A 20,413-nucleotide genomic window follows, 5' to 3' on the forward strand; every position below is an offset into this window, starting at 1 on the left:
ATGCAAAGCGCGGGCCGTGGCCCGCGCGGCGGAAAATAGCCGGGCGCCGCCATTGCCGGACCGTCCCGCCTGTGCGCCGATCGCCCTCTCCCGAAGGCATTGGGCGCCGAGCGCAGTCATAGCCCCCCGATCATGCGGGATCGGAGGCGGGCGGACGCGCTACATCTCCTCCCCCCTTGACCTTCAAGGTCCGTCGCACAGGAACCGATGCCGGTCCTCGGGATGCACCTGATCCAGAAGATGCGCCCGCAGCGCCACCCGACCAAGCCGTTGCAGATCGTCGTTGAAATCGCCGAACATGGGCATCAAGAGCACCGGCTCGATCCCGGACTCGAAAGCTCGGTTGGCAAGACGATCAGCTGCCCGCTCCCCTGCCGGATCACGGTCGCAGATAATGTAGAGTCGCTTCAGTCCGCGCGATAGCAAGACGGCCGCTAGATGACCCGCCGACAGCGCCGCCATCATGGGCATAACGGGCAAAGCTTCGCGGACGGACAGGACGGACTCGATCCCCTCTCCGACTGCGAGAACATCACGGGGCGACCCGAAGCGCACGCCATGGCCCAGAAGATCGCCCATCGCCCGCCTTGGCGGATCAAGCGGCGCCTTACCTGCGCCGTTCCGGGCCAGCCAGGTGCGATGCGTGCCGGTCTGTCGCCCCTTCAGGTCGGTGACCGCCGCGAGCAGCGCGGGCCATTGCTCGGTCAAACCGCCACCATCTGGCTTGTAGAAGCAGCGGGGATGGAAGCGCAAAGCAGTAACACCAGCGAGATGGGTCAACCCCCGGCTGCGCAGGTAAGTTTCTGCAAGGCTGCCACTGAGATTATGCGACATGCGAAACAGACGGCGAGCGGCGTGACCGAATTCGGAACTCGTATCTGACCGGGGCTGTGATGGAGAGCTTGCAATCGGGGGTGGAAGCGGTTTGCCCAGAAAGCGGGCGGCTTCATTCGCCACCTCCCGAAACGCGGGCAGACCACACCGCGCCTTGATGATGTCGAGAAGATCCCCGTAATCCCCTGTACCGGCATCCTGCCAATTCCCGGCTGCGCCCTTGCCGGTGTCCGGCCCGACGAGGCGCACGAACATGCTGCGGCCAGGCGCATTATGCACATTGCCAACGATCCAGTAGCGACCGGTCTTACGACCGGCCGGGAGATAATGGCGGCAGACCGCCTCAGCCTGTCGGCCAAGACGGGCAGCGATATCGGAGGCGATCAGGCGCGGCATCATGCACCCTCCCGATCCGAAACACGCCGGATGGGCCATTGCTCGCAGAGTTTGCCCAGGACGGCCACACCATCCTCATTGGTCGGCACGAACATGCGAAGCTTCCAGCTGATGATCTCGTGGAAGAGGCCATAAGCGGCCAGGCGGTGCCGCATGATATCCGAGAATCCGGTCAGCTCGATCCGCGAGACACCCATGACACGGGCACGTCGGAGCTGCAGCCCCTCCTGAAGATCGAGGATCGTGCGACCTTCGTTCAGCGCCGCAAGCGCCTGTTCTGGCTTCAGCGAGGACACCCCGACCGTGCTGGCGGAGGCGGCCCAGGCTGGAGAGACCCTGCGCCCGATGATCCGCTCGCCCGCATTGGTCTGGAGGCGATAGACGCGCGTGGAGTCTTGCGGCAATCGCTTCCAGATTGGTAGCAGGAGGCCGGTTACCATATGCAGCGTGGTCTCGGAAAGTTCCGGAATCTCGCCGAGTTCCGCCAGCCAGGCCGTGCGGAAACTGCTCGCGTCGGCAGGAACCCAGGCTGACTCCTCCATCCGTGAGGTCGGGAGGTTGAAACTCTCCATCGGGCGGATCAGCCTGACCCGGCGAATGATGTCCCCCTCGTCCAGCATAATACTGGTCGAGGGGATTTCGACAGCGGCACGGTTGGAGCGCTCATTGATCAGAAGTCGCGCTTTCGGCTCCTGATCCAGCCATTCCAGCGCTGCTGCGAGGCCGAGTGGGGCGTTGCGTTCGCGCTGTAAGATGGTCAGGAGCTGGGTCACCGCCCCGGTGCGAGGGTGCGTATAAATCACCTGCCGGTCGATGACATCAAAGCTCTCAGCCTGCAGCGTCTCCAGCCCCATATCGTAGATCCCGGCGGCCATGGCGCCCTCCACCTTCGCCGTCAGCAATTGCTCGAATGCCGAAAACAGGATGCCTTGCATCTCGATGGTCAGCGCAAGCAGCCGGTTCAGGAAAGTGGTGATCGGCGGCAGATCATCCTTGATCCCGTTGTCATCGGTGAGTTTCAGCCCGGTGATCGCCTCGAAGGTTTCCAGCGAACAACCTTCGACCTTGCCACGAGAGAGCAGGATGTAGAGCTGGCGCATCGCATCCCGCGCGTAAGCGCTTTCGAGATTGTCTTCGGCGCGGAAGAGACCCTGTCCGGCGGTCTGACGCTGACCGCGGGTGATGGCGCCGAGCGTGTCGAGGCGTCTCGCAATGGTGGAGAGGAAGCGTTTTTCGGCTTTGACATTCGTGGCAACCGGCCGGAACAGCGGCGGCTGCGCCTGATTGGTCCGATGCGTGCGCCCAAGGCCCTGGATCGCGGCATCGGCCTTCCAGCCCGGCTCCAGCAGATAATGCACCCTCAGCCGGGTATTTTTCGCGGACAGCTCGGCGTGATAGCTGCGCCCGGTGCCGCCGGCATCGGAGAATACCAGCACCCGCTTGTTGTCATCCATGAAGGCCTGAGTCTCGGACAGGTTTGCGGAGCCGGAGCGGTTCTGGACCACGAGGCGCTCGCCCTTGCGGATAATGCGCCGCGCCCGGCCAGTGATCTCGGCCACCATATCCGTGCCGAAATGCTGAACGATCTGATCAAGCGCGCCGGGAACCGCCGGCAGGCTGGCGAGATGGGCGATCAACTCGTCCCGCCGTGCCACGGCCTCGCGGCATTCCACCACTTGTCCATCGCGTGTAACGGGGCGCGAGAACAAATTGCCCTCGGCATCGGTATATGGCTCATAGAGCTGCACCGGGAAGGAATGTTGCAAGTACCCGAGGCAATGCCCCTCGGCGTAATATCGATGCGGACGTCACTCCATTCCTCTGTTGGCAGTTCCGCGAGGCGGCGTTCCGTCAAAGCCTCACCGGTGGAGACGATCTGGATCACGGCCGCATGCCCCGCTTCCAGATCCTCGGTGATCGAGCGGATCAGCGTTGGGGTTTTCATCCCGGTGAGCAGATGACCGAAGAACCGTTGCTTCGTGGATTCGAAGGCCGAGCGCGCGGCGGATTTCGCCTGACGGTTCAGCGTGCCACTGGCCCCGGTGATATTTGCGGCCTCCATCGCCTTCTCGAGGTTGTTATGGATCACCATGAAGGCCTGGGCATAGGCATCATAGATGCGGGTCTGCTCAGGCGTCAGTGCGTGTTCGACCAGATCATATTCCACCCCGTCGAAGCTGAGGGAACGGGCCGTATAGAGCCCAAGCGCACGCAGGTCTCGGGCGAGAACTTCCATGGCGGCGACCCCGCCATCCTCAATGGCAGCCACGAATTCGGCACGTGTCGAGAATGGAAAATCCTCGCCGCCCCAGAGCCCAAGGCGTTGCGCATAGGCGAGGTTATGAACGGTGGTCGCCCCGGTCGCTGAGACATAGACCACCCGCGCCCTCGGCAGCGCATGTTGCAATCGAAGCCCCGCCCTGCCCTGCTGTGACGGCGCGACATCCCCACGTTCGCCTTTGCCACCCGCCGCATTGGCCATGGCATGGGCCTCATCGAAGAGGATGACGCCATCGAAATCCGCCCCAAGCCAGTCCACGATCTGGCAAACCCGGGATTTCTTCTCGCCACGCGCATCTGACCGCAGCGTGGCATAGGTCGCAAAAAGGATCCCCTCAGGCAGAGTGATCGCCTTGCCTTGAGAGAAACGGGACAGGGGCTGAACCAGCAGCCGCTCCATGCCGAGCGCAGACCAGTCACGCTGCGCATCCTCGATCAGCTTGTCAGATTTGCTGAGCCAGACGGCTTTGCGGCGGCCCTGCAGCCAGTTGTCGAGCAGGATCGCAGCACCTTCGCGACCCTTACCAACGCCTGTGCCATCACCGATCATGAAGCCGCGCCGGAACTGAACCGTCTGCGCGGCGCCCTCCCGGGCCACCGTCACCATATCGAAGGTCTCATCCACCTGCCACCTGCCCGGCAGGAATTCGGCATGGGCTTCTCCGGCGAAGATCACGGTCTCGAGCTGCGCGGCCGAGAGGGTGTCGCGGATCGCTGACGGCAACAGCGGACGATAGCTGGGTTTAGGCGGGGCGACCGAGGCCATAGCCGCAGATTGCACGAGTTTCGTCGGATGCGCCTTGCCGCCCGGGATTGCGATGGTCTGGAGCGCATATTTCTCATAGATCGCGTCTGTCAGCCTCGCGGCCTCGTCGGGCTGCCAGTCCAGAGTGTCATAGGCGAGGCGTTCGGCCACCGGATCGGAGGAGACAGTGTCCACACCCCGGCGCAGAACACGCTTCGGCCGGGCGGCAGGTCCATGGTGTATCCTGCGTCCGGCGACCGCAGGTGGCGCAGACGGCACCTGTACCTCAGGACGGGCGGGGAGCCTATCCGAAATCCAGCCCATGAGCGTCGCAACATCGGGCGCACAGCCCGGCATAGTCGGAGACGCCGCCGGATCTGCTGCCGGGATCTTGTCGATCACCGTCAACCGGGTCGGGAACGTTGTGCCGTGCTTTGCGTAGACCGCGCCATCGACAGCAGCCGAGAAGACCACCCTTCCGGTCTCCTGCAACCGGCCGAAGGCTTCGCGCCAGTCCGGGTGCTCTGGTGAGAAACTCGCGCCGGTGATGGTGACCAGCCGTCCGCCAGGAGCCAGGCGTGCCAAGGCCGAGGCAACATGGCGCAGGGTGGTGTCAGGGACCCGGCCTTCAACATGGGCCATGGCCGAGAAGGGTGGGTTCATCAGCACTACGCTTGGCACCTGCGTTTCCGGCAGATGGTCATTTATCTGTGCGGCATCGAAGCGCGTGACCGGCACGCCCGGAAACAGCGCATCAAGCAAGCCGGCCCGCAAATCCGCGAGCTCATTCATCAAAAGGGTGCCGCCACAGAGTTCGGCCAGAACCGCGAGGAGACCTGTGCCGGCAGAGGGCTCCAGCACCCGGTCAGCAGGTGTGATCGCCGCTGCCGTCACGGCCGCGAGGCCAAGTGGGATTGGTGTCGAAAACTGCTGCCGTGCCTGCATTTCTTCAGACCGCCGGGTCTGAGATGGCAACAGACCAGTGATCCGCGTGAGCAGTGGCAGAAGGTTTGCCGCTGATCCGGCTTTTTGCAGCAGGGCGCGACCGTATGTTCGCAGGAAGAGGACCGTAGCAACCTCGGTGGCCTCATAGGCTGTTTTCCAGTCCCAGGCCCCATCAGCATCCGTGCCGCTAAAAGCGCCCTCCATGGCTGCGCGCAAGATCGGGGCGTCGATCCGGCGGCCTTGTGCGAGCAAGGGCACCAGCGATTGGGCGGCCGAAAGGACCGCCGCGGCATTGGCAACAGCTGACGGGCCCGTCACGAGGACGGGGGGCATCATGTTCATAAGGGTTATCTCCAGAGAGCGGGTTACGAGGCTAGGCCGCGCAGCACTCTCTCCCCCGCACGGGCCCCAAAGCCCTTCCGGCCCTCCTCTGGCTCTGGGAGCGGGAGGGAGAGTAAGAAAAGGCCCCTCCCGAAGGCTGGGGCCGTAATCGTCTGTGCTCGGAAGGTGCCTGGAAAATCACCATGGACTCGCGGTGGTCTGGCCATGGCGCCTGGGTGGCATCAATTGCAACTGCCGTGGCTCGGCTGTGTGAGAAACCTCAAGAGCAGGGATTTCGCTACATTTAGCTCAGCTTTTGGCTCTCCAGCCGACAAAGCTCGATGGACCATCAAAAGCCGCATGCCGAGGCTCGTCGATAACGAAGCCGAATGCCCCGGCGCGGTATTCTGCCGCTGGCACGAGAAAGCGTCGCTGATCCGCATCTGGACCGCGCGTCCCACCGCGCGTGGCAATGACTTCGGTGAAACCCGGAAAATGGTCAGATCGAATGGCAGATATCACGATCCAATCATCCGCATGCACCCGCTCAAACTCCTGACGGTCCCGTTCGCTGGATTCCCCGGGCAGCAGCTTGCGGCGGTGGATCGCTTCCCATGCCTCGGGCCAGTAGTTCCGCAAGGTGCCATCCGCCTGGCAGCGCTCGCGGCCGGTGAACAGGTCAGGCCATGCCTGCGCGACGGCCGCCCAGACGCAGTCCTCTTCATACCAGCCTGCGGGATTTCGCAGCGTTGCATGAACGCCCCTGTTGCGGTCGGCAGAGAGATGGAACCCGCCATGACTGGCCGTCGAGTGGAACACCACGCCCTCAGCATAAAGAGTGGCGCACTGCGAAGCGCCCCAGGGAGTGCTGGCATGGATATGTACATCCCGCCGATCCAGGCCCGCAACTTCGCGCTGATGATCTGCCTCTTCACCGACCAAAGCCCGGAACGCGGCCTCGTCGGCGACACTTCCAGAATTGCCAAAGAAATCCGAACGGACCCAACCTGTCAGAGGGAGTTGCAAACGCCAGCCCGTTGCGAGGAAATGATGGCCATCTCTGGCCGCAACCATTGCAAAAGCCTTGTCGCCCACCCGGGCGACCAGCAAACCGTCCAAACTACGGCCAAATTCGACTACGGGAATGTGAGAGAGCGGTCGACCGGCATCAATTGGAATAATGATGTTCATGCCCCCATCACCCCGCATCGAAGTCGATCTGGATGGTGCGGGCCACTGCGTCAAAACAGAATGTGCAGCGGGAGCAATCCTGATCCTCCAGCCCCACAATCGCGCCTGCGAGGAGGGAACTGGCGAGATACATGATGGCATCCGCAAGCCCCATCGAAGAAATGCACCTGCGGCCTTCCGGGTGACACGAAGTAATGGCGACCACTGTTGATGGCATGCTGATCGCAACAACTCCGTCGAAGACATCGACGCTCAGGATATGGGCATGAATGCCGATATTATCGAATTCGACAGCCGCATGTGTAATGCCCGCAGCAGTCAGGGCATCAAATACCGCCTGTTTGTTGATCGCGACACTGACCTCACCCGTCGCCTCCAGAGCGGCGGCTTGGCGCAAGGCATGAGTGTCGATCTGAGGTTTTCGCAGCAGTATTTGCTCGCACTGCAGGATGATGTCGGGCAAAGGAACTCTCCGTCTGGGTGAAGGGCAAAAACCGTGGCTCTCTCTAAGCCCTCCGGTTCACCTCCCCGCCCTGCCCTCTTCCTCTCCTGACCGCCTTGTCAGCCGTGGGCCCCGGGATGCCGCGCTCCTGTCCGCAGCCGGGCGGGCCTGGGGGCGATTGTCCGGCTACCTTCTCCTGCGGCTTCAGGCGAAGGCCTCAGCCATTGCCTTTCTCGCCGGTCTCCCGATCAGCCAGCGCGACAAGATCGCCGTGCAATTCAAGGCCGAGATCCTTTGTATCGAGCCAGTCGCAAATAAGGCTGAGCAGGGTCCCATCGTCCCAACCCGCCTTATCGGCGCGAGCTGGAGCAACTCCAACTCCGTTTTACCCGCTCTCATGTTCCCTCCCGCAAAATTCGACGCACTTCCTCGCGCCAGGCGTGATCAACCAGCCTGCCTTCAAGCACACTCGCCTTGTGGCGCAGCCCCTTGGCGGTACTGAAATTATCCCATCCTGCCTCATAACTCGCCTCGGCGCGGATGCGGCTCGCTGCCTCGACAACCTGGCGCGCCTCCCCGTCACTGGCAACGGGATCGCACCACTCAACGTCCGCACCGCTCATCTCGCCCGCAAGAACAAGCCTCTTGTCTCGGTCCAGAATGACAAACAGGATGGGCGCGAAATCCAGTGCTTCGCCTTCCTCCATCGCAATATCGCCGCGCGCCACGGCGAGCGAGATGAAGCTGATCGCCTCGGCAATGGATGCACAACGCCCGAGCGTCACGGTTTTCTGCTGCCACCAGGGGCCAAGGGCCGGATCATCTTCCATGTGCCTGACCTCACCAATGCAGGTGACGGTCAGCGGGCCTGGCCGCGCAATGCTGATATCACCGACAACCACGCGCGGCGGCAAAGCGAATTCGGTCAGATTGAACGCAACGGTCATGACGGAAGCTCCAGGCCGGACCCGCGAGAGCCACTCCCTCGCACCTCCATCCGGCACGCTTCCCCCTCCCCTCCCCTGGCTCTCCTGACGCCGAATCCGGTGCCCGGGCAAACAAGAATACGCGCCTGCCGAAACGGCAGGCGCGCAGGATTGGCACATCCATGCCAGCCGTCAGGCTGCAACGGCGATCTGATCAGACCCCGGCGGAATTTCCTCACCAACCACCTCAAAGCGGGCGAGGCTGTAGGGGTTCTTCCCAAGCCAGAGTTCAGCTGCTTCCATATTCTCAGCCAGGTGCAAAAGCTCGGTGGTGTCCCCAAAAATCTGAACAACGCGAACCATGCCCGGGCGCGGCAGATCAGCGATTTCAAACTTCAGCTCTCCGGTGACCGAATAGGTCCGGTGCATTACAACGAGGATTACCCCTGCCGACGAGTAATCACCCTCATGCAGCGTGATCGAAGCCGGGATATCATGGCCGCTCCCCCCGGCCCGACCGGGTTCTTTCCGAACCAATCGGCCAATCCCGTTGTTGCGCTGCCATGAGGCGAGCTTCTTCGTAAAACGGGCGGGTGGGCGCGGCTTGCCATCGCTGTAGCGGATCAGAGCTCCCAATGGGGCGCGAGTAAAAATCTGTTCTGCGGACATGTGTCTCTCCATGAAGAGGCGCGACCCGGGGAGAACCTCAGGCCGCGCGATAGAGGTTTGGAAAGGGATAGAGGTCGCGACAGCCGCGGACCTCTTTGGGGATCACTCGGCCGCGATCAGGTCATCGGCGTGAGCACCATCAGGCTGCGCCGTCGGCCCTAAGGCTTCATCTGCAAGGAAAGCAGGCAGATCCTCGACCTCCACAATCTCGACGCCAGCCTCTTGCGCGGCTGGTTCCTCATCGCTGTGGGTCCGGAAGATTTCCGGAAGCCAGCCAGTTCCCCTGATCAGTCGGGCGGCCTCAGACGCCATGTCCCCTTTTTTCAGGTGATCGATCATCTGGGCCGCAGCCTCGCCCTTTGCTTCCCGAACGGCTTCGAGAATCCGGGGCTTGGTGACACGGCCAAGGTAGTTATCGGCCGTCGGCTCCCAGCCAGCTTCGAACATGTCGAGATCGGTTGAGAGGGCCAGCCGCTCTGCCTCTGCCATTCGGCGGCTCAACGCGTGCTCGCTCAGCCCGTGACCACTGTAAGGGTTCGGCTTTTCGTGCAAGGCGTTGATCCCGAATGAAACGCAATGTGCGAGCAGCGCCAGTCGACTTGCCTCATCGAGACCGGCAATCCATACCCAGAGCGTATCATCATCATCCTGCGGGATATCTTCCTGCCAGGCCGTATGGCGTTCCGCAATCGACAGCGCAGGCGGGAAGGATTTCAGGTCATCCGGCTGGACGGCGGGGTGAACGGTTGTGACCGATGCCTCCAGAACCCGGCCCGGCGACGCCCGGAACAGGTCGCAGACAAGCTTGTGCACAAGCGCAGTCATTGCCACATGCGGATTGCGCGCCACAGCATCCTGCAAGGCCACCGTCCGGTAGGCGGTCAGTTCCGAGAGCAGCCGATCCGGCAACGGCTTGACGGCCTCGCCTTCGTCTTCCTCCTGCTCGGATGTTTCACCGCCGATGGTCACCACCGAGCCCGCAATCCGGCGCTCATCTTCACCAGCATCGTCGCGATGATCACCATGGCAGGGTCTGTCACTGTCGGGCCCGGCATCCTCACCGTGCCCGGCTTCTTCGGCGTCGGCAATTTCGTCTTCCGGCCTGATATAGCCGCGCTGGATATCCAGCGTCCCATCAAGCGCAATACTGATGAAAGCGCCCGCCCGTCGGATATCGGCAGGGTCAAAGGTTTCGGGGCGGTTTTCAAACCCCGCGAGAGCAGTCTCGATTTCACCAAAACGTACAGAAATCTCGTCCGGATAATCTCCGGCCTCGGCATATTCGGCCTCAAGCGCATCATATTCGCTGCGCAGCGCCTCGCGGGCAGCCCGCTCCTCATCTGTCAGTTCCACCCGCTCGGCCGGGGCGCGACGCAAGCTGAATGTATGGCCATATTCAAAGCTGACATCGGCTTTGACCCATTTCCAGCCCTCTGATGCGATGGCTTCGGCCTCGGCCTTCAGCTTCGCGTTCACGAGGCTGTCGATCAGGCCGACATCATCAATCCAGCCCCCATTGTCATCCTCGAATAGGTCGCGGCTTCGCGTCCCTCCGGCGAGTTCGTAGGCCTCAATACCAACGAAGCGGACCCGGCGGTCGCTGCATCGCACCGAGGTCTCGGTCAGCTTGCGGCGGATGTTGTGGGGTTCGCGCTGCCAGGAATCCTTCACCGCGTTCCAGACCTGGATCTGGCGCTCATGGTCAGCAGATACTGTGAAAGCCATCAGCTGTTCGAGCGTCATCTCGTCAGCGGCATAAATTTCAAGCAGGTCCGGCGCGACAGAAACCAGCTTCAGACGTTGTTTCACCACAGAGGCAGGAACGAAAAACGCGGCCGCGATCTGTTCCTCCGTCTGCCCCTTTTCGCGCAGGGTCTGGAAGGCGCGGAACTGATCAAGCGGATGCAGAGCCGCGCGTTGCGTGTTTTCGGCCAGCGAGTCATCCTCGGCAAGGATATCGCTCACACCTTCGCGCAGTATGCAGGGCACCGGCGCGTCCTTCGCAAGGCGCTTTTGTTTCACCAGCAGGGCCAAAGCCTGATAGCGACGACCGCCGGCGGGGACGTCGAACATCCCGGTATCAGCGCCTTCGGCATCAAGGACCGGACGCACATTGAGGCTTTGAAGCAGGCCGCGGCGTGCGATGTCCTCTGCGAGTTCCTCAATGGAAATGTCCGCCTTGATTTTGCGGACGTTGGACTGGCTGAGGACCAGCTTCTCGAAGGGGATGTCACGCGAGCGCGAGAGGGTGATCTTCTGAACAGCTTTCGCCATCTGTCTTCTCCACGACGGGCGCCGGGAGCCGCTCTCCCGATCCTCAAACCCGCCGCAGAACCCCCCTCCCCCCTCTTTCTCTCACAGCGCCAACACCGCAGGCCGTACTGCCGCCATTGATCGCAGCGCCCGCAACCAGAATGACTGAAGTCGGGCGCGCAGGAATGGCTGTTCGGTCACGCAAAGGGCTGGCAATACGAACGGGTGCGAAACGCGAGTTCGCCATGCGCGGGACCGGCGCTGGACCACGTTTTTGCCGGGCGGGTTGCCGCCCATCCTCCTATACCTGACCTTGCGAGCAAAAGGGTGCCTCCCTAAGTCAGCATCGGGCCTAAGGCCCCAGCGACAATGAAAAAATACGGGCATCATCACAATGCGCTACCTGCTTGCATTTTACTCCGAGGACACCAGTCAATGGCGTTGCCTCGATACCGCGCGCCTTCCGATTAAACCCCGATCTGCCGATGATCTTCCAGATGCCTTGCGCCGCGCCACCGACATCACCTTGCGCTGGCTGGTGACACGCCATGAGTTTGGTCCATTTGTGCCCGTGGCACCCCCCTCCCCCACGCCACAGATCCTGGTTTACGCGCTCGAGGCTGCCAGTTCGGCTTTCACCAATGACGCCGACTATCTTGGCGCCTGGCTGGAAATGTTCATGCAGAGCCACAGTCCTGTAGGGGCGATCATGCTGCATGACCCACATCACGCAGATCAGCGCAGCATTGATATGCTGAGATGCAGCGCCAACGATCCTCTGCAATCGGCAGATCCGGCATGCCGAAAGACGATGGATCTTATCCGGGAGCAGGGCGCGGCTGTGCCCGAACCCGAGCAAACTGAGCAGAGACTGGAAGCTGCAGAAGGCACTGCCGATGGTCAGAACATTAGCCGATCGCGTTTCCTCCTGGATTCCTGAGGCCCGATGTATCAGACATTTTGCCAACCGAACATTTTGAGGAAATCCGAATGGCCAGCATTGCAGATATTGCCGCTAAACTCTCTGAGGAACATGGACTGACCAAGGCTCAGGCGAAATCCGCTGTCGAGGCAGTGTTCAGGGCCGTGGCGGAAGCCGCTGGCGCCGGGGAAGAAACCTCGATCCCGGGTTTCGGGAAATTCAAGGTGAAGGAAACCGCGGAACGCGAAGGCCGCAATCCTGCGACCGGCGAGACAGTCACCATCGCTGCGCCGAAGAAGGTCACCTTCACACCGGCCAAAGCCATGAAGGACGCCCTCAATACCTGAGCGACAACCTCACGGGATCTCCTGAACCGACAGGAAACGGTCGCCGGAACGAGAACGGCGGTTTCGCACAGTGCACGGGGAAATCTACCTGGGCAGCAATCGGACCCTGAGAATGGAAGCGACCAGACGCCGCTTCCTGGATTTCCGCCTCCACCAGGGAACATGCGTCGGCCTTGCAGACATCCGCATCATCACCCGACAAGGTGAACTGAAACTCCTGGGCGATCAGATCGTTGAGCCGACAGGCAAAGTTCATGTTGGGCTCGACCGATAGGCCGAGCGCCTCGAACACAGCGTGGACGGCGGCTTCCAGCTTTTCGTGACAAGTCTGGTGGTGTGGTCCTCATGGGATAAAGACCAGCCCCCCTGCCCCCCCGCTTGGAGCGGCACCGCTGAAGAGCCGGTCTGAAGGCCACAACGCACGCAGCATAGCCAATGCGCTGCGTGAAGAGCGGGCTACATCGCCGGCTACTGTCAGAAAAGCCGGTTGTCAGCCAACGCGGTCGAGCAGCTTCTTGGCCTTGCTCTCGAGATCAAGACGCGCGTCCTGCTGGGTCTTCTCCCGCGCGAGGCGCGTGATCCCCTGCACAAAATCAAAGATACTCGCCGGAGGATGGCCCTCCTCTTTCAGCACCGTCTCGATGATTTTTCCCGTCTCAGCTTTGGAGAAGCCGCGTTTACGCAGGAAGGTCTCACGGTCTTCTTCGGTCCGGGCGACGATTTGCTGCCGCGCAGCCTTGATGCCGTTGATGAAGCCGGACGGTGAGGAGTTAGCGAAGCGCGTCAGGGCCGGTGCCGCCTCATGTGCAAAGCGAGATGCCGCATGTTTGGAATGCCGGATCGTAATCTCCTGGAATTCTTCCTGTCCCCAAATGTTCCGGTTCTGGCATACAGCTCTCAGGTAGAAACTAGCTATCCCGAGTGTCTTCGCCCCAACCTCGGAATTCCAGCAGTAAAAGCCCCGAAAATAGAGGTCGGGCGATCCATCTGGGAGCTTGCCTGCCTCGATCGGGTTGTGATCGTCGACGAGGAACAGAAAGACGTCACGATCCGAGGCATAGAGCGTGGTCGTGTCACGGGTGATATCAACATCCGGGTTATAGACCCCGGTCGACCAATCCAGGGTGCCAGGCACTTTCCAACGGGTGTCTCCGGTACCATTTCCGGCAATGCGCTGCACCGCCTCGACCAGTTCGTGATCGTAGATCCGGCCATAGTCGGGTCCGGTGGCGGCTCTGAGTTCAATACGCCCGTCTTCGGTCTCGAGAGTCTTGATCTGCTCGACCCGATTGCTGGCGAGCCCGTATTGCAAGTTGATACCGGCCAATGGCGCAGGCAGTTGCCGCAGATAAGAAGCCGGCGCCCCGACCATGCTGGCGAGCTGCCCGAAGGCCCAATGGGTTGGCACGACAGGGGCATCGGCCCTCGGAAGGATCAGTTGAAGCCGCTCTGCATTGTCGCGGCTGGCATCGACATGGATCCGCGCCGTCTCGACGATACGTGTGCGGCTGCGGTCCGACCTGGCCTTGACCGAGGCCCAGAGGTCATCCAGCGAAAGATACCGCTCATCGTCGGGTCGGCTGAACCATTCAGACGAGATGCGTCCATTTCGCTCTCCGCGGCTCACATCGACTTTGTAGCCGCCGCGGCGCACCGGGCGCGCCGGTTCCAGAACCTCGATCTGTGTCATGACCATTCTCCCGGCGAGCCCCGGAAGCCTCTCTTCCGGCCAGAACCCGCCGCCCTCCCCTTCCCCTCCTCTCGCTCTTCCCATTGTCTCGCGAAACATCCGCCCTGGCGCTCAACTCACGCGTCATTACCCCCGTCCCCGCGAGACCCTGAAGCCCCTCTAGGTATATTTCCTGCGCCCTGGCTCAGAGTGCGGAGGGCGGATTGGGCGCAGCAATCTCCCGCAAAGCGCCATCCGGCAGTGGCCTCTGCAGCCCTCTCGCCCACGCCCAATCCGCCGTCATCCACATCTCAATCTCATCCTTCGTGGTGAGGATCACCGGCATGGCCTTGGGGTGAACAGTCCCGACCTCCGCGTTCGGCGCGCAGGTCAGGAACGCAAAGAGCTCATGATTCCCTGCCCTCGGTGTCTTCATCGACCCGCGGGTGCCCTGCCAGGGCGTCCAGATCCCGGCAAAGAAGAAGAGCGGCTGGCTCTCATCCAGGGCGAACCAATGCAGCGGTTTGCGCTTCGTGACCGGATCAGGGGTCTGCCCATATTCCGAGAAGGCGGCGGCCGGGACGAGGCAGCGGTGCTCGACCCCCAACCAGCGGCGCCAGTGTGGGCTGGCGGTGTTGCGAATGTTGGTCACACCGGTGTCAGGCGCATCGGGGGATTTCAGGAACTGCGGCGGCGTGGGCATGCCCCAGGTGAGTCGGGCCAGCTCGCGGCCCTTGCCGGTATTCCGCACCACCGGCGCGGGGCGATCCGGGTAAACAGCGATCTCGGGCTCAAGATTGCCGATGCTCTCGATCATCACATCCGTGATATCGCGGATCGCCTGCTGATTGGTCTTCACATTGTAAAGATTGCACAAGTCGGTTGCTCCCAAACCCGGTGGTGCGGCCTGCTGGCCGGCCCGTCCGATCACATTATCATGGATCAGATTGACTCACAGACCTGACGTGAACAAAGAAGGAACATATTTCGTTCCCCACCTCATGGAATCCTAAAGCTCGATGGCATCGCGTGCCTCCACCTCAGCTCTTGATGCGCTGCGCCGGAAGGTCTCGGCGCTTGAGGGCGATGGCGCGCCGCCATCGGCGGTGCTGCCGTTTCATGTGGCCGCGCTTGACCGCCGCCTGCCGAAGGGCGGTCTGGCGATCGGCTGCCTGCATGAGGTGGCGGGCGGCGGCAATGGCGCGGTCGATGGTGCAGCCGCGGCCTGCTTTGCGGCAGGCATTGCCGCGCGGCTGCCCGGATCGGTGCTCTGGTGCGTGACCCAGGCCGATCTCTTCGCGCCAGGGCTGGAACAAGCAGGTCTGCCGCCGGACCGGGTGATCTATGTCGAGGCAGGCGATGACACCAGCGTGCTGGCCTGCATGGAGGAAGGCCTGCGCCATGGGGGCCTCGCGGCAGTGGTGGCGGATGTGGCGCGGCTGTCGATGACCGCCTCGCGGCGCCTGCATCTGGCCGCCAAAGGGTCTGGGACCACCGGCATCGCCCTGCGGCGCTGGCGGCGTCCTGCGGATGCGGTGGATTTTGGGCAACCGACTGCGGCCATGACGCGCTGGCGCGTCTCGGTCCTGCCCTCCGCGCCGTTGCCGGTGCCGGGCGTTGGCCGGGCGCGCTGGCTCATTGAACTGATCCGCGCCCGGGCGGGCGAGAGTCTCGATATCGAACTGGAGGCATGTGATGGCACGGGTCATCTCGGTCTTCCTGCCCCTCTGGCCGACCGATCGGATCAGACGCTGGGCGGGCGCCGCAGCGCCTTCCGCTGAGGCGCCCCTGGTCATTGCGGGCCGTGTGGGCAACCGGCGGCTGCTCACGGCGGTGGATGCGGCCGCAGCAGCCCTTGGGCTGAAGCAGGGCATGCCGGTGACAAAAGCGCAGGCGCTGGTGCCGGATCTGGTGATCGAGCGCGCGGACCCGGTGGCGGATCTTGCCAGCCTTGAACGGCTGGCCTTCTGGGTGCTGCAACGCATTGCCCCGATTGTCGCGGTCGACCCGCCCGATGGCATCGTGATCGAGTCGAGCGGCGCCGATCACCTGCATGGTGGGGAGGCGGTGATGCTGGAGACATTGATTGGCCGCCTCACCCTCTCGGGCGTCAGCGCGCGCGCCGCCATCGCCGATACCTGGGGCGCGGCCCATGCGCTGGCCCGGCATGCCGCGCGACCGACCCTGATCACCAGCGGGACTGACCTGCTGACGCCGCTGCCGCTGGAGGCGCTGCGCCTGCCTGCGACGGTCTCAGGCGGCCTGCGCGATCTTGGCTTCCTGCGGATCGGCGATCTGCTGGGTCAGCCCCGGGCACCGCTGACGCGCCGCTTTGGCCCCGAGCTGTGTCGGCGCATCGATCAGGCCCTCGGCGCGGTCGCAGAGCCGATTGAGGCCCTGCGACCGGCGGGCGTGATTGAGGTGCGGCGTGCCTTTGCCGAACCCATTGGGGCGGCCGAGACCATCGCCCGCTATATCGGCAAGCTGGTCGCACAGCTCTGCCTGGCGCTGGAGGAGAAGGGCCTCGGCCTGCGCCGGATGGATCTGATCTGTGCCCGCGTCGACAGCCACGCCCAGACGGTGCGGATTGGCCTCGCGGCCCCACAGCGGGATGTGAAGCGCCTGACGCGGCTGCTGTGCGACAAGATCGAGACCATTGATCCCGGGTTCGGGATCGAGATCATGACCCTGACCGCCACGCTGACCGAGCCACTGGCGCCCCGGCAGGCGAGCAGCCTGCTGGAGCCCACCGCTCCGGATCTCTCCGGGCTGGTCGATGTTCTGGCAAACCGGGTCGGCGCCCGCGCCGTCTACCGCATGGCGCCGATGCCCAGCGATGTGCCGGAGAGATCCGTGCGACGCATCGCGCCCCTGTCGGAGGAGACCGGCGCGGGCTGGCCGGACCACTGGCCCCGCCCTGCCCGTCTGTTGGCTCGGCCTGAGCCCATCGAGACCATGGCCCTCCTGCCCGACCACCCGCCGAATTGGATCGCCTGGCGCGGGGTGCGCCGCCGTGTGCGCCGCGCCGATGGGCCGGAGCGGATCTTCGGCGAATGGTGGACACGGGATGCAGAGATGATCGCGGTGCGCGATTACTTCCGCATCGAGGATGATACCGGCGAGCGCTACTGGATCTTCCGCGCCGGTGATGGCGAGAACGCGGCGACCGGCTCGCATCGCTGGTTTCTGCATGGAATCTTCGGATGAGCGGTCCGGGATATGTCGAGTTACAGGTGACCTCGCAGTTCTCTTTCCTGCGCGGCGCTTCCTCGGCAGAGGAGCTGTTTGCCACCGCCGCAGTCATGGGGATGGCGGCATTGGCCATCACGGATCGGAACTCTCTGGCCGGGATCGTGCGGGCGCATGAGGCGGCAAAGACCACCGGGGTCAGGCTGATCATCGGCTGCCGCCTGGAGCTGGCCTGCGGCATGGCGCTGCTGGTCTATCCGACAGATCGCGCGGCCTATGCGCGGCTCTGCCGCCTCCTCAGCCTCGGCAAGGCGCGCGCGGGCAAGGGCGGCTGCCATCTGGACTGGGCCGATCTGGCCCCCTATGCCGAGGGGCAGATCGCGGTTCTGATCCCGGATCAGGCCGATGACATCTGCGGATTGCGCCTGAGGCGGCTGCAGGGGCTCTTCGCGGACCGGGCCTATCTGGCGCTGACCCTGCGCAGACGCCCGAATGACCAGCTGCGCCTGCACCAGCTGTCAACCCTTGCCGCGCAAATGCGGGTGCCAACGGTCATCACCAATGATGTGCTGTTCCATGAGCCGGGCCGCCGCATCCTGCAGGATGTGGTCACCGCGATCCGGCACAATACCACCATCGACGCGCTCGGGTTCCGGCGAGAGCGCCATGCGGATCGCTATCTGAAGCCGCCGGAGGAGATGCGACGCCTGTTCTCCCGCTATCCGGAAGCCCTTGCCCGAACGGCAGAGATCGCCGGGCGCTGCCGCTTCTCGCTGGAGGAGCTGTGCTATCAATACCCCGAAGAGCGCGACGCCCCGGCCCTGAACGCGCAGGACACGCTGGTGCGGCTGACCTGGGAGGGCGCGGAAGCGAGATATCCGGAGGGCATTCCCGACAAGACCAGGACGGCGCTGAACCACGAGCTTACCCTGATCGGCCGGCTGGAATATGCACCTTACTTCCTGACGGTCAACAACATCGTCCGCTATGCGCGCTCGCAGGGCATCCTCTGTCAGGGCCGCGGCTCAGCCGCCAATTCGGCGGTCTGCTATGTGCTCGGCATCACCGCCATTGATCCGGAGCGCAATGACCTTCTGTTCGAGCGCTTCATCTCTGAGGAACGCCGCGAACCGCCCGATATCGATGTCGACTTCGAGCATGAACGGCGCGAGGAGGTGATCCAGTGGATCTACAAGACCTATGGCCGTGACCATGCCGCGCTGACCGCCACGGTGATCCGCTACCGCGCCAAGGGCGCTTTGCGCGATGTTGGCAAGGCGATGGGCCTGCCGGAGGATCTGATCACCGCGCTTTCGGGTCTGCTCTGGGCCTGGTCGGAGCAGGGTGTCACGGACAGCCAGCTGCGCGAACTGAACCTGAACCCGGCCGATCGCCGCCTGCGCCTGACCCTGCAGCTGGCCCACCAGCTGATGGGCACGCCGCGCCACCTCAGCCAGCATCCCGGCGGGTTTGTCCTGACCCATGACCGGCTGGACGATCTGGTCCCGATTGAACCCGCCGCCATGGCAGAACGCCAGATCATCGAATGGGACAAGGATGACATCGACGCGCTGAAGTTCATGAAGGTGGATGTGCTGGCGCTCGGCATGCTGACCTGCATGGCCAAGGGCCTGTCTCTGATCGCGGAGCATAAGGGCATCAGCCATGATCTCGCGACCATCCCGGCCGAAGATCCGCGCACCTATGCGATGATACGCAAGGCAGACACGCTCGGCACCTTCCAGATCGAGAGCCGGGCGCAGATGGCCATGCTGCCAAGGCTGCAGCCGCGCGCCTTCTACGACCTCGTCATTCAGGTCGCCATTGTGCGCCCCGGACCGATCCAGGGCGATATGGTCCATCCCTATCTGCGCCGCCGCGCCGGGCAGGAGGAAGTGGAATACCCGAAGCCGGAACTGAAGGCGGTGCTGGGCAAGACGCTGGGTGTGCCGCTCTTCCAGGAACAGGCGATGCGGGTTGCCATTGAATGCGCTGGCTTCACCCCGGGTGAGGCGGATATGCTGCGCAAGAGCATGGCCACCTTCAAGTTTACCGGCGGGGTCTCTGCGTTCCGGGACAAGCTGATCAACGGCATGGTCGACCGTGGCTATGAAGCGAGCTTCGCCGAACGCACCTTCAAACAGCTTGAGGGCTTTGGCAGCTACGGCTTCCCGGAAAGCCACGCAGCCAGCTTCGCCCTGGTCGCCTATGCCTCAGCCTGGCTCAAATGCTGGCACCCGGACGCTTTCTGCGCGGCCTTGCTGAACAGCCAGCCCATGGGCTTTTACGCGCCGGCCCAGATCGTGCGGGATGCCATCGACCATGGCGTCGAGATCCGCCCGGTCTGCATCAATGCCTCCCGCTGGGATTGCACGCTGGAACCCACGGCAAACGAGAGGCTGTTCGCGGTCAGGCTGGGTCTGCGCATGGTAAAGGGTCTGGCCAATATCCATGCCGCCGCCATTACCCTTGCCCGCGCGGAGGATCCATTCACCTCGATCGAGGATCTGTGGCGCAGGGCAGAGGTGCCGGTGGCAAGCCTGACCCGCATCGCCGAAGCAGATGGCTTCCGCCCCGCATTTGGCCTTGCCCGCCGCGAGGCGCTCTGGGCGATCAAAGGTCTGTCCGACACCGAACTGCCCCTCTTCGCCGCAGCGGCCGATCCCGACAAAACCCGACGCGAGGTGATCGAGCCCGAGGTCAGCCTGCGCCCGATGGCGGCGGGCCGCGAGGTTGTCGAGGATTACAGCCATACCGGCCTGTCGCTGCGCCGCCATCCGGTTGCCTTCCTGCGTGAAGAACTGAGCAGGCGCCGGATCGTCACCTGTTCTGATGCCATGTCACTGCGCGACCGGCGCTGGTGCGAAGTGGCCGGGCTGGTGCTGGTGCGCCAGCGGCCCGGATCGGCAAAGGGGGTCATGTTCATCACCCTTGAGGACGAAACCGGCATCGCCAACTTGGTGGTCTGGCCAAAGGTCTTCGAGGCAAATCGCCGGATCATCCTGGGCGCAAGCATGGTCTCGGTGCGAGGTCGGGTGCAGCGCGAGGGTGAAGTGGTTCACCATGTTGCCTATGGGCTGACGGATCTCTCCGCCGCGCTGGCCAGCGTTGGTCAGAGAGATGCCGCCTTCCCGCTGCCCCATGGTCGCGGGGATGAGTTCCATCACGGCACACCCGCGCCGGATCCGCGCACGGCAACCGCCATGAAGACCCGAGACATGTATATCCGCGATCTGCATCTCGACAGCATCCGGGTGAAGACAAGGGATTTCAGGTGAGGTTAT

At 63.2% G+C, this 20,413-nt stretch carries 16 protein-coding genes; 5 read left to right on the plus strand and 11 right to left on the minus strand.

The window, feature by feature from the left end:
• Positions 1-183 precede the first annotated feature (183 nt).
• From M3484_RS20315 to M3484_RS20350, 8 genes are all read right to left on the minus strand, one after another.
• A complete protein-coding gene (locus tag M3484_RS20315; RefSeq protein WP_249498983.1) occupies positions 184-1,230 on the minus strand; it encodes a DUF7146 domain-containing protein in 1,047 nt (348 codons plus the stop codon).
• The gene (locus tag M3484_RS20320; protein WP_502942493.1) at positions 1,230-2,978 is read right to left on the minus strand and encodes a strawberry notch C-terminal domain-containing protein; all 1,749 of its coding nucleotides are present in this window, start codon (positions 2,976-2,978) and stop codon (positions 1,230-1,232) included. The genes M3484_RS20315 and M3484_RS20320 overlap by 1 nt, the downstream gene beginning before the upstream one ends.
• Positions 2,864-5,542 (minus strand): strawberry notch-like NTP hydrolase domain-containing protein, encoded by a 2,679-nt coding sequence (locus M3484_RS20325; RefSeq protein ID WP_249498984.1) that lies wholly within the window; start codon positions 5,540-5,542, stop codon positions 2,864-2,866. Before M3484_RS20325 ends, M3484_RS20320 begins: the two co-directional genes overlap by 115 nt.
• A gap of 288 nt (positions 5,543-5,830) precedes the next feature.
• On the minus strand, positions 5,831-6,712 hold the full coding sequence (locus M3484_RS20330; protein ID WP_249498985.1) for a DUF7007 domain-containing protein: 882 nt from the start codon (positions 6,710-6,712) through the stop codon (positions 5,831-5,833).
• 7 nt (positions 6,713-6,719) lie between these two features.
• A complete protein-coding gene (locus tag M3484_RS20335; protein WP_249498986.1) occupies positions 6,720-7,175 on the minus strand; it encodes a DUF6878 family protein in 456 nt (151 codons plus the stop codon).
• 374 nt (positions 7,176-7,549) lie between these two features.
• Positions 7,550-8,101: a hypothetical protein gene (locus M3484_RS20340; protein WP_249498987.1), complete on the minus strand. Its 552-nt coding sequence runs from the start codon at positions 8,099-8,101 to the stop codon at positions 7,550-7,552.
• A 171-nt stretch (positions 8,102-8,272) separates the two neighbouring features.
• Positions 8,273-8,749 carry a UCP036055 family protein gene (locus M3484_RS20345; protein WP_249498988.1) on the minus strand — a complete coding sequence of 159 codons (477 nt, stop codon included), beginning with the start codon at positions 8,747-8,749 and terminating at the stop codon, positions 8,273-8,275.
• 102 nt (positions 8,750-8,851) lie between these two features.
• Complete coding sequence (locus M3484_RS20350; protein ID WP_249498989.1) at positions 8,852-11,023, minus strand: ParB/RepB/Spo0J family partition protein; 2,172 nt, start codon at positions 11,021-11,023, stop codon at positions 8,852-8,854.
• A 373-nt stretch (positions 11,024-11,396) separates the two neighbouring features.
• On the opposite strand from M3484_RS20350, the gene M3484_RS20355 reads away from it, so the two are divergent.
• Positions 11,397-11,942 (plus strand): hypothetical protein, encoded by a 546-nt coding sequence (locus M3484_RS20355; protein ID WP_249498990.1) that lies wholly within the window; start codon positions 11,397-11,399, stop codon positions 11,940-11,942.
• Positions 11,943-11,992: 50 nt separating this feature from the next.
• Positions 11,993-12,271: an HU family DNA-binding protein gene (locus tag M3484_RS20360; protein WP_249498991.1), complete on the plus strand. Its 279-nt coding sequence runs from the start codon at positions 11,993-11,995 to the stop codon at positions 12,269-12,271.
• Here the strand turns inward: M3484_RS20360 and M3484_RS20365 are convergent.
• The 3 genes from M3484_RS20365 to M3484_RS20375 form a co-directional block, all read right to left on the minus strand.
• On the minus strand, positions 12,261-12,563 hold the full coding sequence (locus tag M3484_RS20365; RefSeq protein WP_249498992.1) for a hypothetical protein: 303 nt from the start codon (positions 12,561-12,563) through the stop codon (positions 12,261-12,263). The two genes, M3484_RS20360 and M3484_RS20365, sit on opposite strands and share 11 nt — an antisense overlap.
• A gap of 198 nt (positions 12,564-12,761) precedes the next feature.
• A complete protein-coding gene (locus M3484_RS20370) occupies positions 12,762-13,961 on the minus strand; it encodes a hypothetical protein (RefSeq protein ID WP_249498993.1) in 1,200 nt (399 codons plus the stop codon).
• 184 nt (positions 13,962-14,145) lie between these two features.
• Positions 14,146-14,871, minus strand: coding sequence for an SOS response-associated peptidase (locus M3484_RS20375; protein WP_349306284.1), 726 nt, complete (start codon positions 14,869-14,871; stop codon positions 14,146-14,148).
• An 88-nt stretch (positions 14,872-14,959) separates the two neighbouring features.
• On the opposite strand from M3484_RS20375, the gene M3484_RS20380 reads away from it, so the two are divergent.
• The 3 genes from M3484_RS20380 to M3484_RS20390 are packed head-to-tail and all read left to right on the plus strand — an operon-like array spanning position 14,960 to position 20,407.
• The gene (locus tag M3484_RS20380; RefSeq protein WP_249498995.1) at positions 14,960-15,721 is read left to right on the plus strand and encodes an ImuA family protein; all 762 of its coding nucleotides are present in this window, start codon (positions 14,960-14,962) and stop codon (positions 15,719-15,721) included.
• Complete coding sequence (locus M3484_RS20385) at positions 15,636-17,147, plus strand: Y-family DNA polymerase (protein WP_249498996.1); 1,512 nt, start codon at positions 15,636-15,638, stop codon at positions 17,145-17,147. The genes M3484_RS20380 and M3484_RS20385 overlap by 86 nt, the downstream gene beginning before the upstream one ends.
• On the plus strand, positions 17,144-20,407 hold the full coding sequence (locus tag M3484_RS20390) for an error-prone DNA polymerase (RefSeq protein WP_249498997.1): 3,264 nt from the start codon (positions 17,144-17,146) through the stop codon (positions 20,405-20,407). The genes M3484_RS20385 and M3484_RS20390 overlap by 4 nt, the downstream gene beginning before the upstream one ends.
• Positions 20,408-20,413: the final 6 nt, after the last annotated feature.

Origin of the sequence: Pseudomonas sp. GX19020, from assembly GCF_023371075.1 — a bacterium.
Taxonomy (GTDB): domain Bacteria; phylum Pseudomonadota; class Alphaproteobacteria; order Rhodobacterales; family Rhodobacteraceae; genus Pseudogemmobacter.